Annotated in this window: 12 protein-coding genes; 6 read left to right on the top strand and 6 right to left on the bottom strand. The window is 68.5% G+C overall.

Annotated features, from left to right (window positions below):
* Nucleotides 1–26 precede the first annotated feature (26 nt).
* Both CXY82_RS16270 and CXY82_RS16265 read left to right on the top strand, forming a co-directional pair.
* Nucleotides 27–1,622: an amino acid permease gene (locus CXY82_RS16270; protein ID WP_104171820.1), complete on the top strand. Its 1,596-nt coding sequence runs from the start codon at nucleotides 27–29 to the stop codon at nucleotides 1,620–1,622.
* A gap of 106 nt (nucleotides 1,623–1,728) precedes the next feature.
* Complete coding sequence (locus tag CXY82_RS16265) at nucleotides 1,729–2,148, top strand: GreA/GreB family elongation factor (RefSeq protein ID WP_104100180.1); 420 nt, start codon at nucleotides 1,729–1,731, stop codon at nucleotides 2,146–2,148.
* A gap of 81 nt (nucleotides 2,149–2,229) precedes the next feature.
* Here the strand turns inward: CXY82_RS16265 and CXY82_RS16260 are convergent, their stop codons facing one another.
* On the bottom strand, nucleotides 2,230–3,546 hold the full coding sequence (locus tag CXY82_RS16260) for an MFS transporter (protein WP_104171819.1): 1,317 nt from the start codon (nucleotides 3,544–3,546) through the stop codon (nucleotides 2,230–2,232).
* Nucleotides 3,547–3,712: 166 nt separating this feature from the next.
* Between CXY82_RS16260 and CXY82_RS16255 the strand changes: the two genes are divergently transcribed.
* From CXY82_RS16255 to CXY82_RS18185, 3 genes are all read left to right on the top strand, one after another.
* Entirely contained in the window at nucleotides 3,713–4,585 is an 873-nt protein-coding gene (locus CXY82_RS16255; RefSeq protein WP_104171818.1) for a formyltetrahydrofolate deformylase, read from the top strand.
* Nucleotides 4,586–4,613: 28 nt separating this feature from the next.
* The gene (locus CXY82_RS16250; protein ID WP_233199388.1) at nucleotides 4,614–4,970 is read left to right on the top strand and encodes a YrdB family protein; all 357 of its coding nucleotides are present in this window, start codon (nucleotides 4,614–4,616) and stop codon (nucleotides 4,968–4,970) included.
* An 82-nt stretch (nucleotides 4,971–5,052) separates the two neighbouring features.
* Nucleotides 5,053–5,343, top strand: coding sequence for a hypothetical protein (locus CXY82_RS18185; RefSeq protein WP_104171816.1), 291 nt, complete (start codon nucleotides 5,053–5,055; stop codon nucleotides 5,341–5,343).
* A 219-nt stretch (nucleotides 5,344–5,562) separates the two neighbouring features.
* On the opposite strand, the gene CXY82_RS16240 is transcribed toward CXY82_RS18185, so the two are convergent.
* The 5 genes from CXY82_RS16240 to CXY82_RS16220 form a co-directional block, all read right to left on the bottom strand.
* Entirely contained in the window at nucleotides 5,563–7,023 is a 1,461-nt protein-coding gene (locus tag CXY82_RS16240) for a DUF222 domain-containing protein (RefSeq protein WP_158252212.1), read from the bottom strand.
* A gap of 97 nt (nucleotides 7,024–7,120) precedes the next feature.
* A complete protein-coding gene (locus CXY82_RS16235; protein ID WP_233199387.1) occupies nucleotides 7,121–8,338 on the bottom strand; it encodes an MFS transporter in 1,218 nt (405 codons plus the stop codon).
* Between the two features lie 197 nt (nucleotides 8,339–8,535).
* Entirely contained in the window at nucleotides 8,536–11,625 is a 3,090-nt protein-coding gene (locus tag CXY82_RS16230) for a S8 family peptidase (RefSeq protein WP_233199386.1), read from the bottom strand.
* Nucleotides 11,626–11,773: 148 nt separating this feature from the next.
* A complete protein-coding gene (locus tag CXY82_RS16225) occupies nucleotides 11,774–13,699 on the bottom strand; it encodes a heavy metal translocating P-type ATPase (protein WP_104171813.1) in 1,926 nt (641 codons plus the stop codon).
* Nucleotides 13,700–13,836: 137 nt separating this feature from the next.
* Nucleotides 13,837–15,051 carry an NADP-dependent isocitrate dehydrogenase gene (locus tag CXY82_RS16220; RefSeq protein WP_104171812.1) on the bottom strand — a complete coding sequence of 405 codons (1,215 nt, stop codon included), beginning with the start codon at nucleotides 15,049–15,051 and terminating at the stop codon, nucleotides 13,837–13,839.
* Between the two features lie 173 nt (nucleotides 15,052–15,224).
* Between CXY82_RS16220 and CXY82_RS16215 the strand changes: the two genes are divergently transcribed.
* Nucleotides 15,225–15,677, top strand: coding sequence for a GNAT family N-acetyltransferase (locus CXY82_RS16215; protein ID WP_104171811.1), 453 nt, complete (start codon nucleotides 15,225–15,227; stop codon nucleotides 15,675–15,677).
* Nucleotides 15,678–15,681 lie beyond the last annotated feature (4 nt).

Below are 15,681 nucleotides of genomic sequence, written 5' to 3'. Positions count from 1 at the left end.
AAAACCGGATCTATCGGAAGAGCCCCATGACGCGTGCAAGCCGGAAGCCACAACTCCCCCTTAAACCTGACCACCCCGAATACCACGGTCGTGGCGTGGAGACGCCGTTCGAGCACATCTCGGACGCCCTCAATGTGCACGAGGATGAGGGGCTGCACAAGGGCCTCAAGGCCCGCCAGGTGCAGATGATCGCCATCGGCGGGGCCATTGGCACCGGCCTGTTCCTCGGGGCAGGAGGACGCCTGGCCATCGCCGGGCCCTCCCTCGTCTTCGTGTACGCGATCTGCGGTTTCTTTGCGTTCCTGATCCTGCGCGCGCTCGGCGAACTCGTGCTGCACCGCCCCTCGTCGGGCTCGTTCGTTTCCTACGCCCGCGAGTTCTTCGGCGAGAAGACGGCGTTCGTCACCGGTTGGCTGTACTGGCTGAACTGGGTGATGACCGCCATCGTCGACGTCACGGCCGTGGCGCTGTACATGAACTTCTTCGCGAAGTACTCGGCACCCTTCGGTGATGTGCCGCAGTGGCTGTACGCGCTCGCCGCCCTCGCCGTCGTGCTGTCCCTGAACCTTCTGTCAGTGAGCGTGTTCGGCGAACTCGAGTTCTGGTTCGCGCTGATCAAGGTGCTCGCCATCGTGGCCTTCCTGCTGGTCGGCACCTGGATGGTCATCTTCGGCACGCCGATCCCCGGCCAGGAGACGGGCTTCAGCCTGATCGGGGACAACGGGGGCTGGCTGCCGAACGGGCTGATCGCATCCGTTCTCGTGGTGCAGGGCGTCATCTTCGCGTACGCCTCGATCGAGCTGGTCGGCACGACCGCCGGGGAGACCCAGAACCCGGAGAAGGTGATGCCGAAGGCGATCAACACCGTCATCATTCGCATCGCCGTCTTCTACGTGGGCTCGATTTTGCTGCTCTCCCTGCTGCTGCCCTACACCGCGTACAAGGCCGGCGAGAGCCCATTCGTCACGTTCTTCGGCACCATCGGCGTCGGCGGCGTCGACGTGATCATGAACCTGGTTGTGCTCACCGCGGCCCTGTCCTCGCTCAACGCGGGCCTGTACTCGACCGGGCGCATCCTGCGGTCGATGGCGCTGGCGGGATCGGCGCCGCGCTTCGCCGGCAAGGTGAGCCGCACGGGTGTGCCGTTCGGCGGCATCCTGCTCACCGGCGTGGTCACCCTGCTGGGCGTCGCCCTGAACGCCGTCGTGCCCGACAAGGCCTTCGAGATCGTGCTGAATATGGCCGCCATCGGCATCATCAGCGCCTGGGGCATGATCGTGCTCTGCCAGCTGCGCCTGCACGCCTGGTCGAAGCTCGGCATCCTGCGGCGACCGGCGTTCCGGATGTTCGGAGCACCGTATTCGGGGTACGCCAGCCTGGTCTTCCTCGTCGCCGTGCTCGTGCTGATGGCCTTCGACTGGCCGGTCGGCACGCTCACGATCAGCTCGCTCGTGATCATCATCCCGCTGCTGATCGTGGGCTGGTACGCCTGCCGCGGCCGCATTCTCGAGATCGCGAGCGCCCGCGAGGGGTTCACCGGCCAGGTGCCGATCCTTCCCAGCCGCCCGCTGTCGGACCAGCTGCGGGGCGCCGACCGGAAGGACACCGACCGCGAGGAGTAGCCGCCACGCCACCGATCGCCGATTCCCCCATGCGTGGAGCCGGGGCGGCTAGCATGGCCGACTGATCACTGCGCGGCAGATTGCCTCGCGATTTACGGAGAACTCTATGACCACCGAATCGGTGTGGCTGCCACCCCGCTCGCTCGCCCTCCTGATCGAGGAACTCGCTGTGCTGGGCAGCGACCCCACCCCGAACGCGGCCACGTCCGAGCGAATCCGGGAGCTGCGCACGACCCTCCGCCAGGCCGAGGCCTCGGTCAAACCGGACGACGGCCTGGTCGAGCCCGGGATGAGGATCACCGCGATGCTCTCCGGCGACACCCGGGCGACCGTGTTCCTCCTTGGCGAGCGTGAACTTGTCTCCCTCGACCCTGAAGTGAAGGTAGACGTGTACTCCCCCTCGTCACCGATCGGCCAGGCCATCATCGGAACCCACGTCGGCGACACCGTCGCGTACACGACGCCGACCAACGTCAGCATCCAGATCGAGATCCTCGCAGCGGTCCCGTACACCGGCGGCCGGTGAACCGACACGATTGAGGCGTGCGGATGCTTCCGCGCCCCTCAATCATGTCGTCTCAGCCGTTTCAGGTCGACACGCCGTCGGTCAGGCCGCCCGGCGGCGCACGACGACGTCGCTGACGATCACCAGCACGAAGGCCAGCACCAGGATTCCGACGTAGACCAGCGGCACGGCCTGCATTCCGGCCGAGCCGAGAAGCGCGGCGCCGAGAAGGGCGCCACCGCCGATCCCGGCGTTGAACGCGGTCGTATAGATGGCGCTGGCGGTGTCACGGATGCGGAGCGAGGCCGTACGCAGCAGCCGCGTCTGCAGCAGCGGCGGCAGCATGCCGAAGGCCAGACCCCAGAGCACGAAGGCGGTGATGGCAACCGGCAGCGTCGCCGCGAAGAGGGCCAGCACGGTCACGCTCAGCGCCGACACGGCGATGCCGATGACGAGCCCGAGCTGCGGCCGGGGGCCGAAGACCGTGCCGGAGAGCACCAGGCCGACCGCGCCGGCAATCCCATAGGCGAACAGGAGCGGGGCGACCGCGCCGGAGTCCACGCCCATCTCGTCGATCAGGAATGGGGCGATGTACGTGTAGAACGTGTAGTGCCCGACCATGGTCAGGCCGGTGATCACGGAAAGCAGGATCACGGCGCGCATGGTCGGGTCGCGACGCGGTTCAGCGATAGCAGTGGCGGTATGTGCGGCGGCGGCCCCCGCGTTGCCGGCCGCGGTCGGATCGCTTGCCGCGGCATCCGTCACGCGAGCACCATAGTGCGACACCGGCGGCAGGAACCGCCAGACGACGACCGCGCCGATCAGCATGAGGGCGGCGAGGGCCAGGAACGACAGCCGCCAGCCGAGCAGGTGCCCGGCGGCGGTGGCGATGGGCACCCCGAACACGAAGGCGAGCGTGCCGCCCGAGACGGTGATGGCCACGGCGCGGCCGATCTGTTCCCGCGGCACGAGGTGCGCGGCGTAGGCGCCGACGACGGCCCAGAATAGGCCGTGGGCCATTCCGCCGATGATGCGCCCGCCGACCATGAAGGCGTAGTTGGGGGCGATGGCGGTGAGCACGTTGCTGATCGCCAGCACCACGAGCACGAGCACAATCAGACCGTGCCGCGGCAGGCGGCGGGTGAGGTGGGCGAGCGAGGTGCTCGTGAGCACCACGGTGAACGCGAACCAGGAAACGAGCAGACCGACCTGTCCCTCGGTGACCCCGAGCGCCCGGCTCATGTCGGGTAGAAGGCCCGTCGGAAGCATCTCGGAGGTGACGGAGAGGAAGACGGCGGCGGCCAGGGCGAGCAGGCCCACCCAGGGGAAGGGTCGGGCGGCGGCCGCGATGCTCTCCGGCGCGTGCGGCGCTTCCGCCGCTTCCAGCGAGGGCAGGTTGATAGGTGCGGTGAATGACATGGCTCTGTGGCTCACAGACGGGAACAGGGGCAGCGCGGGTGTGCCGCGGGCCGGTCCGGATCGACTGCGCGCCGACGTGCGCGCCCGGGGCCGGCGTGCTGCGCCGACCGCTATCTAGCCTAGCCGACGGGCCGAGTGTGCGGCAGGGGGCCGGTAACCTAGTCCGATGACCTCTTCCCTTGCACCGAACCCGCGCCACCATTGGGTGATCACTCTCGTCTGCGTCGACCAGCCGGGTATCGTGCACGCGGTCAGCGGCGCGATCGTGCGGGCGCGCGGCAACATCACCGAGAGCCAGCAGTTCACCAGCGCCGACACCGGCCGGTTCTTTATGCGGCTGCAGGTGGAATCCGCGGCGAGCCAGGCTGATCTCGAGGACGAGCTCGCCCCGGTCGTGCGCAGATACGCCATGGAATCCGTCATCGATGTCGTCGGGCGTCCCAAGCGCACCCTAATCCTGGCCTCGACCGCCGGAAACTGCGTCAACGACATGCTCTTTCGCCAGCGCGGGGGCCAGCTGCCTATCGAGGTTCCGCTGGTGCTGAGCAACCACGGCACGCTGCGCGACCTGGTCGGCTTCTACGGGGTGCCGTTCGAGTCGCGTCCGGTGACGGATGCCGCCGGCAAGGCGGCCTTCGAGACTCGCGTCGTCGATGCCATCACCGAGCACGACATCGAGCTCGTGGTGCTCGCCCGGTATATGCAGATCCTCTCCCCCGCACTCTGCACGCTGCTGGAAGGCCGCGCCATCAACATCCACCACTCCTTCCTGCCCGGGTTCAAGGGCGCCAACCCCTACAAGCAGGCGCACGCCCGCGGGGTGAAATTGATCGGGGCGACGGCCCACTTCGTCACGGGCGACCTCGACGAGGGTCCGATCATCGAGCAGAACGTCGTGCGGGTGGACCACTCGCGCAGCCCGGCCGAACTCGTCGCCATCGGACAGGACGAGGAGAGCCGCACCCTGACCCAGGCGGTCACCTGGTTCGCCGAGCACCGGGTCCTGCTCGACGGCGCCCGCACCATCATCTTCAGGTAGCCTCCCGCCTCTCGGTAGGATGGGGCGAGTGACCGATACGAGCGCGACGACCAGTACCAGCCCCAACGACATCGTGCGCTTCCTGCTCGAATTGTTCGCGTTCATCAGCCTGGGCATCTGGGGCTTCACCGCGTGGCCGCTGCCGTGGCCGGGCGTGCTCATGGGCATCCTGGCCCCTGCCTTCGCCATTGTGCTCTGGGCGCTGTTCCGCTCGCCCAAGGCGGTCTTCCGCCTCGACCCGTTCGGCAAGGCCATCGTCGAGATCAGCGTCTTCGGGGCCGCCGCGCTGGCCTGGTGGGACCTCGGCCTGCCGGTGGTCGCCGTGATCTTCGCCCTGGTGGCCACGGTCAGCGGCGTCATCTCGGGCCGCGCAGAACTGCGCTGAGGACGGCCGCCGCACAGTCAGGCTGCCTTGGCTCGAACGGCGCCGGAAAGACGACGACCATCCGGTTGCTGTTGGGCATGCCGTGGCCGACGTCCGGGCAGGCGCCGATACCCGAGGCACCATTGACCTCCTGGTCTCCAACCCGATCGGGCGCTGCCAGTTGCTCCTGGCGAAGTTCGCCGCCCTCCCGCTGGGCACCATCCTGCTTGCCGAGAGGACCGGAGTCTCCCTGGTCGTGCTCGGCGCCGTGGCCGAGATGAGGTTCCCGAAGGATAACGTGGCAACCGCGATGCTGCACCGGGAACTGCTCGGGGAGAGTCGGTGCGCTGGCGCTGGCGGCCGCATCGGGCAGGACCGTGCAGAACCGGGTTGAGCCGGGTTGAGCCGGGTTGAGCCGGGTTGAGCCGGGTTGAGCCGGGAGGATCCCGGCCCCAAGGTTCCCCTGACGCCGGCCGAGCTTGTCAGACCAGGTGACGAACCCTCCCAAGGTTCCCCCGACGCTGGTCGAGCTTGTCAAGACCCGGCGACCAATCCTCCGGAGGTTCCCGCGACGCTGATCGAGCCTGTCGAGACCAAAGGCCAGACCCCCGCCCTACAGCCCTGTCCTCTTGCTCTGCAACACAATACGCGTCTGCTCCGGGTCGACTTCCGCCGGTGGACGCAGCCAGTACTGGGTTTTGGTGCGGGTTATCTTCCAGTGCTGATTATGCAGCAGCAAATGGTGCGGGTGGCACAGCAGCACTCCGTTGGCGAGGTCGGTGTACCCATTGTCCGTGAGCCACTCACTGATGTGGTGGGCCTCGCTCCAGGCCGGTGATCGGTCGCAGCCGACCCAAAGGCATCCGCCGTCACGCACTGCCATCGCGGCGCGCTGTGCCTCGGTGAAGAGTCGTTCGTCACGGCCGACGTTGATGATCTGACCGTCTTCGTCGAATTTGATGCCACGGGTGCCGGTGTCGCAGAGCAACCGGTCGATGGTGTCCTGCGAGATCGGGACGGGGTTGCCCTCGATCTGCCCGTGCGCGGCGGGTTCGGCCGCCTGATCCGGCCCGGTCTGCCCGGCCTGCACCGTCTGCCCCGTCTTGAGCGCCTTTTCGGTCACGATCACGCGCACCGAGGGGCGTCGCCCGCCGAACACGCGGCCGGGGTCGGCCTCGCCGGCGATCGTGAGCAGCTGCACGAGCGAGTCCGCGTTGATCTGCTCGTTGCTGCGCGGGTCGTCCTGCATCTTCTCGGCCCAGGCGGCCCGCTCCTTATCGACGAATCGCACCCCGCCGCGGCGCGGGCCGGTGATGGAGTCAAAGGTCGAAAGCACGAACTCGCCGTCTTCGGGGGCGAAGAGGCCGTTCAGGCGCACGTTCCCGTTGCTGAGCCGGTAGACCTTCAGGTAGCGGTCGTCGTGGGCCTGCTTCTCCCGGGCGGCGATGCCGGCCTCGTCAAGGTGGTCACGCATCCGTCTTGCGCGTTTGAAGACCTCGTCGGCGTTCAACGTTGACACCTCGGCCAGCAGGGACTCCAGCGCCGCTCCGAGCTTCTCGGCGGTGACGGCGGCGTCGATCTGGCCGAGGCCGGCGCGGATCGACTCGGCCGCGTCGACCGAGAGCGTGCCGGCGGTGACGGCCCGGGCGATCGGCGCCTGCCACGGCACCTTCGCGACGAATTCGGCGACCTCGGCGGCATCCGTGTCGGGCGACGAGAGCGCCTCCTTGACCAGCTTCTCGGCCGCCTCGGTGTCGGCCATCATCGTGCCGACTGCGACCAGTTTGTAGGCGTCACCTTTGGACGAGCCCGTCCAGTTCTGGATCAGGGCTTCCGGGGACAAGTACCCCTGCTGCGCCGCCAACCCCGAATGGCCGAGCTCCGGCCGCGAACGGTCAGCAATGGTTGCGGCCATCAGCGCGGCATAGGTGTCGAGCAGACGGCGGGCGCATGCGATTCGCTTCTGGCCGGCCAGCGCCTCGGCGTCGGGAAGGGCTGCGAGGTCGGCGCTCGAGGAACCCAACAGCGCGACGGCGTCGGCCGCCTGCCTGAGGTCTTCCGCGAGGTTCGTCATGTTACGAGGATACCTCGTTGCGCACATGAAGTCGAGTGTCTGTCACTATTTATTGGTGACAGTTTCGTAGCTGCATTCGACCTCTCTCGGGGCGGGACTACGCCGGGCGGGCCTGCCGCGGCATCCGTAGCGCATAGGCGGAGGTTGCGAAGAACAGCAGGGCACCGACGCCGAAGGCTACCGGATAGGACGCGCTGTCAACGAGAAACCCGGCCGCCAGCGGACCGACGATGGCACCCAGGTCGGAGAACATCGAGAAGACCGACACGGGTCGACCGCCACCGGCGCCGGCCGCGTCGCCGACGGATGCGGCCGGGGCGGTGCCCATGAACGCCGAGGCCACGCCGTAGAGGCAAAGCAGCGCCGTGAGCACGATGATGTTCGGCGCGAACGGGACCGCGAGGATGGTGAGCCCGGCAACCAGGAATGCCCCGATGATGGCCGGGCGACGGCCCACAGTGTCGACGAACCGCGCGGCCGGCGCGAGTGCCACCGTCTGGGCGACGGCCGCGAAGGCGAAGGCGATGCCGGTCCAGACGGTAGGACCCCGCAGCACCTCGACGACCAGCACGGGGATCAGCGCGTTGCGCACGCCGAACGAGTTCCAGCCGGTGGAGAAGTTGGCGATGCACGCCGCGCGGAACCGGGTGTCCCGCAGCACCGTTCGGAACGGGATGCGCTCGGGCGCCGGGCCGGCCGCGGCGACGACCCCACCCCGCACCGGGCGCAACAGCACGAGCCCGAGGATGCCGGCAACGGCGAGCGTCGCGGCGTAGAAGAAGAACGGCGCGGTGAGCGAGATCGTGGCGAGGAGTCCGCCGAGCGCGGGGCCGGCCATCCCGCCGAGCAGGAACCCACCCTGGTAGAACCCGATGGCCCTGGCCCGGAATCCCGGTGCCGTGGAGCCGAGCAGGAGAGTCATGGCCGCCACCGTGAACATGGCCGAACCGACGCCGCCGGCTCCGCGCAGGAGCAGCAGCTGCGGATAGTTCTGGGCCACGCCGACCAGCCCGCTGGAAACGGCGACGATCCCGATGCCGGAGGCGAGGATCACGCGTTCGCCGGCCCAGTCGATCAGGCGCCCGGTGAACGGGCTGGAGACGAAGCGCATCAGCGCGAACGCGGAGACGACGACGCCGATTTCCAGGTAGCCGACCCCGAAGCTGCGCACGTAGACGGGCAGCACCGGCACGACGACGCCGAAGCCCACCATCACGAAGAACGCGATCACGCCGAGCACGTAGACCTCTCGGGACAGCCGCGGCCGGCTCACGCCGAGGGTCTCGCCGCCTCGGCGCATTCGTGCGAATCGCATTACCTCAGGGTAAGCCTTCGCTCGGTGTCCGTCCGCCGCCCGCCCAGAACCGCACCCCTGACGAATTCGACGGAGATTTTGCCCAAAACGGGTTCGAAACAGCTCGCAAGCGGCCTCGTGTCGCAAAATCTCCGTCGAATTGGTTCGACGCCGGACGCAGCGGGCGAGTCCGACCTCGCTGACGAACCTGGCGGCCGCTAGTTCTCCACCGCCACGACCGTCGAGAAGCCAGTGTCGCCGTAGCGCACCAGCCCGAGGTAATCCGTGCCCGCGGCCAGACCACTCCACGAGGCCGTGTAGGTCGCTTCAACGCCCTGCACTCCCGGGAGAGGGTTCGGGGCAACGGTGAACGCTCCGGCGCCGGCACCCGGTGCGACCGTGAAGGTGGTCAGGTCGTACCGGTCGGTGCCACTGAAGACCGACGCGACAACCTGGTAGTACCCGGCCGTCGGGTTCAGCAGGTCGACGTGTTCGTCCGTCGCCGCCGTGGCCGACTGCCAGCCTTCGATCGGCGTGCCGCCCTTGCCGCTCAACCGGTTGACCACCAGGTCAAGGTCGGCGGCGTCGGTCAGTGAATCAAGGTCGAAGCGCTGCAACACCGTTCCCGCCGGAACCTGCACGGTGAAGACGATCTCCGTTCCGGGGAGCCCCGTTCCGGTGTAGGCCTTGCCCGGGCCGCCCTTCTTCTCCCTGAGCAGCACGCCGGCCGCGAGGCCGTCGGTCGCCAGGGGGATGTCGGCGGTCGTGCCGGGCGTCACGCGGATGCCGACGGAGCCGGCCAGACCGGTTCCGTCGGCGGTGATCGGCGACTCGAGGGTGACGGGCTTGACCGCCACCGGGCTGTGCACGACGGTCGCGCCGCTGGTCCAGCTGAGCGAGCCGGTCGCGAACGTGTCGACGGGCGCATCCGTTCGGGAGAACGTCGCCGTGTAGGACTGAGTCTCCCCTGCCGCGCCGAAGGTCAGCGTGGACGGCTCGATCGTCACGTCGATGCCGGCGAGGCCGGACACCGAGGCGTCGAAGGTGCCCGCCTGGGTCGACGTCACCGTGCGGGTGATCGCCTCCGGCCGGGTGAGCGAACCGATGCCGATCGAGGCCAGGTTGAGGTTCGACGGGTCGACCGCGGTGACGGCGTCCAGGCCGCCCCCGGTGTAGCCGGCGCCCTTGATGTAGGACATCCAGTCGCTCTCCCCGTTCAGGTAGACGAGTCCCGGCGTGAAGAACTTCGTCGGGTCGACGTGGCCGGCGCCCTGCAGAAACGGGTCAGTCACGGCAGCGCCGGAGCCGGCGACCGTGTCGTAGGCGGTGGTCATGAAGGCCGATTTCACCTCGGCCGGGCTCGCGCTCGGCGTCTGGCCCAGGTAGAGGGCGGCAAGGCCCGCCACGTGCGGCGACGACATCGACGTTCCGGACAGGAACTGGTACGTGCCTGCCGCGCCCGCGGCGTTGGCACCGCCGGCGAGAATCGCAACCCCGGGCGCCGAGACGTCCGGCTTGATGATGTCACTGCCGTCGGCAAGTACCGGTCCGCGCGAGGAGAACCCGGCGACCTGCGGGGTGGGCGGAGTGGTCCCGAGCGCGTTGCCCGGCGTGAGGGTCACGGTCGCCCCGGCGGTGCCTGCGTAGGCGAAGGCCGTGGCGAACGCTTCGGCGTTGAGGTGCACCGTCGGCACCGCGTGCTGGTCGAGGTCGAGCGAGCTGGCCGTCTTGTTCACCAGCACCATGCCGATACCCCCGGCGCGCTTCACCTCGACGGACTTGGCGACCCGGTCATAGACGCCGCGCTGACAGAACACGATCGTGCCGGTCACCTTGGCCGGGTCGAGCGAGTTCGGCCCGCAGAGCAAGGGGTCTGTTCCGCGCCGGGCGGCGACGAGGTCACCGCGCACCAGCGCACCGGTCACGCCGACGGCGGGGACCGTGATCGAGCCGCCGCCATAGGCAGGGCCGCTGCCGAGGGTGGCGGTGGCCTCGTAGCTCGGAATGGTGCTGGCCGCCACGGTGGTGATCCACGGCGACGCGTTATCGAGCGTGGAGGCGTCGGGACCGGCGTTACCGGCCGACGCCGCCACGAAGATGCCGGCGGATGCCGCGCCCAGGAAGGCGACGTCGGTGGCGGACACCGTGGTCTGGGCCGCACCGCCGCCGATCGAGAAGTTGATCACGTCGACACCGTCGGCCGTGGCCTGGTCGATCGCCGAGAGGAGGTCGCTGGTGGCGCATCCGTCGTCGTCCTGGCTGACCGGGTCGGGGCCGGACCAGCAGACCTTGTACGCGGCGATCTTCGCCGCGGGCGCAACGCCCGAGATGGTGCCGAAGTCGATGCCACCGACCGACGCGGCGACGGCGTGGTTGCCGGCTGCGGTGCCGCCGGTGTGTGAGCCGTGGCCGTCGCCGTCGCGCGGCGAAAGGTACTCGCCGACGCTTTCGGCGCCGATCCGGGAGGCGCCGAACCCGTCGACGTAGTACCGGGCACCGACGATTTTGGTGCTGCAGTCGTCCGCGGTGAACTGCACACCCACGACGCAGGCGCCGGTGAAGGTGCCGCCGTCGGACTTGCCGAAGCGGATGCCGCCGTCGGCCGTGCGAAACGGAGCGTCGCCGGAGTCGGTGCCGAGGGGGCCGCCGGCGAAGGACCCGTTCTCCGGGGCGATGCCGGTGTCGATGATACCGACGACGACGCCGGTGCCGGCCGCGTCAACGCCGCCGACCGCGTCCCAGACGCCGCCGGCGCCGGCGGCGTCACCAAGCCCGAGGAAGTCGGTCGAGGACTGCGCCGTGACCCGGCGGATCGCGTCCTTCTCGACGGCGAGAACCTCTCGGTTCGCGGAGAGCGCGGCGGCCTGGGCCGTGCTGAGTTCGGCGGCGAATCCGTTGAGTGCGGTCGTGTAGGAGACGCTGACGCTCACCCCGGCGGTCGCGGCGACCCTTCTCTGCTCGGTTGCGAGGTGCGCGGCGTAAGCGGTCGCGTTCTTCGAGCTCGCGTCGAGCTGCCGGCCCGGGGCCGGCTTGGTGGCGTCGAAACCGGCGACGCCGCCGGAGTAGGCGGCGACCGCGCTGGCGGCCAGCGTGACGACGTAGCGGCCGGCCTCGAAGGCGGTGGCCGGTTTTTCGGTGGCCAACCGCGGAGCCTGCTGCGGTGCGGCGCCGGCTGCGACGGTGCCGCCGACGAGGGCCGCGGTAGCCACCAGCCCGACGGTCAGGGCCACCGCGGTGGCCCGGCACAGTGCGCGCGGCGGCCGGGGGTCGAGGTCCCAGGGTGAGAAATGCCGATTTCGTGAGTTCACGTGCATCATCCAATCCGTTCAACGACGAAAGGTTGACCCCCAACGGAGGGACATGAACTTGAAGCTAGCTGAATTCGACCTCAGACTGTGCAACTTGCACGCGTTGACACCTGAACTGGGGGCATCCAGCACAATAGGGTGACGCGACTCAACGACTCAGCGCGCCGGCCGCCGCCGGCTTGCGAGCGGCGATCTGGGCCTGCACCGAGGCGTCCCGGCGACCGCCGATCGCCCGCAACGCGTTCAGGATCGTGGCCAGGTCGACGAATTCCTGCAATAGCGCCCCCGCAGTAGCTGGAATGAAGCCGAACGCGGCCAGGACCATCAGGCCGAGGCTCAGAGCGATGCCGAGCCAGATGCTCTGCAGCGCGATCCGGATGGTGTCCTGGCCGATCGCGACCGCGCGGGCGGCGCGAGTCAGATCGTCGATCAGGATGACGACGTCGGCCGATTCGCTCGCGGCCGTGGCCCCGCGGGCTCCCATGGCGATACCGACGTCGGCGACGGCCAGCACGGGCGCGTCGTTCACCCCGTCGCCGACCATGATCACCGGGCGGTGGGCCAGGCCACGCACGGCGTTGACCTTGTCGGCGGGCAGGCAGTCCGCCTGCACCTGCTCGATCCCCACCAGCGCCGCGATGTGCTCGGCGGTGGGCCGAGCGTCGCCGGTGAGCATCACGGTGTCCCGCAGGCCGAGCGCCCGCAGATCCGCCAGAGTCTGCGGTGCGTTCTCCCGCAGCGTGTCGCTGGCGACGATGCTGCCGGCGAAGCGCCCGTCGACGGCGATGTAGATGGCCAGTTCGCCGCCCTCGATCGGGGCGGCCACGGCATCCGTCGCCCGTTCCCGGATGAACGACAGCTTGCCCACGGTGACCTCGCGGCCGCCCAGCCGGGCCACGACGCCGTGCGCGGGAACCTCGTTCGCGGTCTCCGACCCGATCAGCTCCAGCCCGCGGGTCCGGGCCGCCGCGATCACGGATGCCGCGAGCACGTGCGACGAGTACTGCTCCGCGGACGCGGCGAGTGCGAGCAACTCGTCCTCGTCGAAGCCGGGCTCGGGAAGCACGCGGGCGATGGTGGGGCTGCCGTGGGTGAGCGTGCCGGTCTTGTCGAAGACCACGGTTTTGGCCCGGGAGAGCATTTCGAGCACCCCACCGCCCTTGACGATGATGCCGTTGCGGGCGGCCCGGCTCATGCCGCCCATGAAGGCGACCGGTGCGGAGATCAGGAGTGGGCAGGGGGTCGCCACCACCAGCACCTCGGCAAACCGGGCCGGGTCGCCGCTGACGATCCAGGCCAGGGCGCCGATCGAGAGCGAGACCGCAGTGAACGGCACGGCGTAGCGGTCCGCCAGGCGCACCACGGGGGCCTTGCTGGCCGATGCCTCTTCGACCAGCGCGATGATCTGCTGGTACTGGCTGTCCGCGGCGGTCGCGGTGGCTCGGATGGTGGCGGCAGCCTGGCCGTTGATCGACCCGCTGAGCACGGCGTCGCCGGCTTCGCGCTCGACCGGGAGGCTCTCCCCAGTGAGCGAGGACTCGTCGAAGACTGCGCTGACGGAGACCAGAGCGCCGTCGACCGGCACGATCTCGGCGGGGCGAACGAGAAGCAGGTTGCCCGGCCGCACGTCGGTGGCCGGCACGTCCTCGACCTCGCCGTTTCCGGTGTCGGTATCGGTATCGGTATCGGTGCCGGCGCCGAGCCGGTGCGCGATCTGCGGGGCCCGCCGGAGCAGGGCGTCGAGCTCGCGCTTGGCCCGGTTCACGGCGAAGTCTTCGAGGGCCGCGCCTCCGGTGAGCATCAGCACGATGATCAGGGTGGCCACGTATTCGCCCACCAGCACCGTGGCGACGATGGCCGTGATCGCGAGCACGTCGACACCGAGGGTGCCGCGCAGCAGCCGTCGTACCATGCCGATCGTTTCGTAACCGGCGACCAGCAGGCCGAATCCACTGAACAGCCAGCGCACGGCATCCGTCTGACCGCCCAGGGCGAGCACCGCGCCGATGAGCCCGAGCAGCACGGTCGTTGCGACGAGAGGGTAACGACGAACGGCGGCGACCAGAGACGACATGGTCATATTCTTGCCTCACTCGCCGGCCTCCGCCAGCAAGGAAAGCCTCCCCTCAGGGCCGGGAAAACCCGGGAAAACGCCCAAAAAAGGGCGGCAGCCTCACCCCGCGGGTGAGACTGCCACCCTGTCGCTGCGGGTTAGGCCATGCGGGCCTGGAGGTTCTCCGCGATGGCCGCGAGGAACTCCTCGGTCGTCTGGAAGGCCTGCTCCGGGCCCACGAGAAGCGCGAGGTCTTTGGTCATCTTACCGCTCTCGACGGTCTTGATGACCACGTCTTCGAGCGTGTTGGCGAACTCGGCGAGCGCCGGGTTGCCGTCAAGCTTGGCGCGGTGCGCGAGGCCGCGGGTCCAGGCATAGATCGAGGCGATCGGGTTGGTCGAGGTGGCCTTGCCCTGCTGGTGCTGGCGGTAGTGGCGCGTCACGGTGCCGTGCGCGGCCTCGGCCTCGACGACCTTGCCGTCCGGCGTTGAGAGCACGCTGGTCATCAGGCCGAGCGAGCCGAAGCCCTGCGCGACGGTGTCCGACTGCACGTCGCCGTCGTAGTTCTTGCAGGCCCAGACGTAACCGCCCTCCCACTTCATGGCAGAGGCGACCATGTCGTCGATCAGGCGGTGCTCGTAGCTGAGGCCGGCCGCGTCGTAGCGGGCCTTGAACTCGGCGTCGAAGATCTCCTGGAAGATGTCCTTGAAGCGGCCGTCATAAGCCTTGAGGATCGTGTTCTTCGTCGACAGGTAGACCGGGTACTTGCGCTCGAGGCCGTAGTTCAACGACGCGCGGGCGAAGTCGCGGATGGAGTCGTCGAGGTTGTACATCCCCATCGCGACGCCGCTGCCGGGGGCCTGGAATACCTCGAACTCTTGCGGGGCCGAGCCGTCCTTCGGGGTGAAGGTCATGCTGAGCGTGCCCTCGCCCTCGAAGCGGAAGTTGGTGGCCTTGTACTGGTCGCCGAACGCGTGGCGGCCGATGATGATCGGCTTATTCCAGCCCGGCACGAGGCGCGGGATGTTCGAGATGATGATGGGTTGGCGGAAGATGGTGCCGCCGAGGATGTTGCGGATGGTGCCGTTGGGCGACGCCCACATCTTCTTCAGGCCGAATTCCTCGACGCGCGCCTCGTCGGGCGTGATGGTCGCGCACTTGACGCCGACGCCGTGCTTCTGGATGGCGCGGGCCGAGTCGATCGTGATCTGGTCGTCGGTCTCGTCGCGCTTCTGGATCGACAGGTCGTAATACTCGAGGTCGATGTCGAGGTACGGGTGGATCAAGGTCTCCTTGATCGCGTGCCAGATGATGCGGGTCATCTCGTCCCCGTCGAGCTCGACGACAGTGCCTTCAACCTTGATCTTCGCCAATGGAAATCTCCTCAGAATATCGGGGGGCAAGAATAGCCATACCGATTCTAGTGGAGCGACGTAACTATCTTGACATCGAGACAGTTTCCGGATCTTCCGGATGGGCCACCCCCACGCCCTGTCGTCGGAAAACCCGACTACCGGCCGGCTCCGGTGCACGTTAGCCTGTTCGCATGGGTGAACTACGACTGGAAGAACTGTCCGCGCGCAACATCGTCGCGGCGAACAGCCTGAGCCTGAAACCGGGCCAGGAGCAGTTCATCGCCCCCGTCTCCTACGCGGTCGCGGCGTCCGTCATCAACCCTGCTACCGCCTGGCAGCGCGTCGTTCTGCTGGACGGCGAGGTTGCCGGCTTCATCCACGGAAACTTTGACCCCGACTCACCGCACGAAGAATTCCGTGCCTGCATCTGGCGCATCAACGTGGACGCGGAGGCCCAGGGCAAGGGTGTCGGCAAGTTTGCCGCAGACGCACTCGCCGCCGAGGCCCGCAAGCGCGGCTTCGACCACATCACCGTGATCTGGGAACCCGGCGAAGAGGGGCCGGAGTCGTTCTTCCACCGCCTCGGCTTCAGCGACATCGGCCAAACCGACTACGGCGAGACCATCGGCGCATTGCAGCTCTGACTCG

The organism is Cryobacterium sp. M23 (genome assembly GCF_002929655.1).
In the GTDB taxonomy this organism is placed as follows: Bacteria; Actinomycetota; Actinomycetes; order Actinomycetales; family Microbacteriaceae; genus Cryobacterium; species Cryobacterium sandaracinum.
Note: the sequence above shows the minus strand (reverse complement) of the source record. Positions and strands in the feature narration are given on the sequence as shown.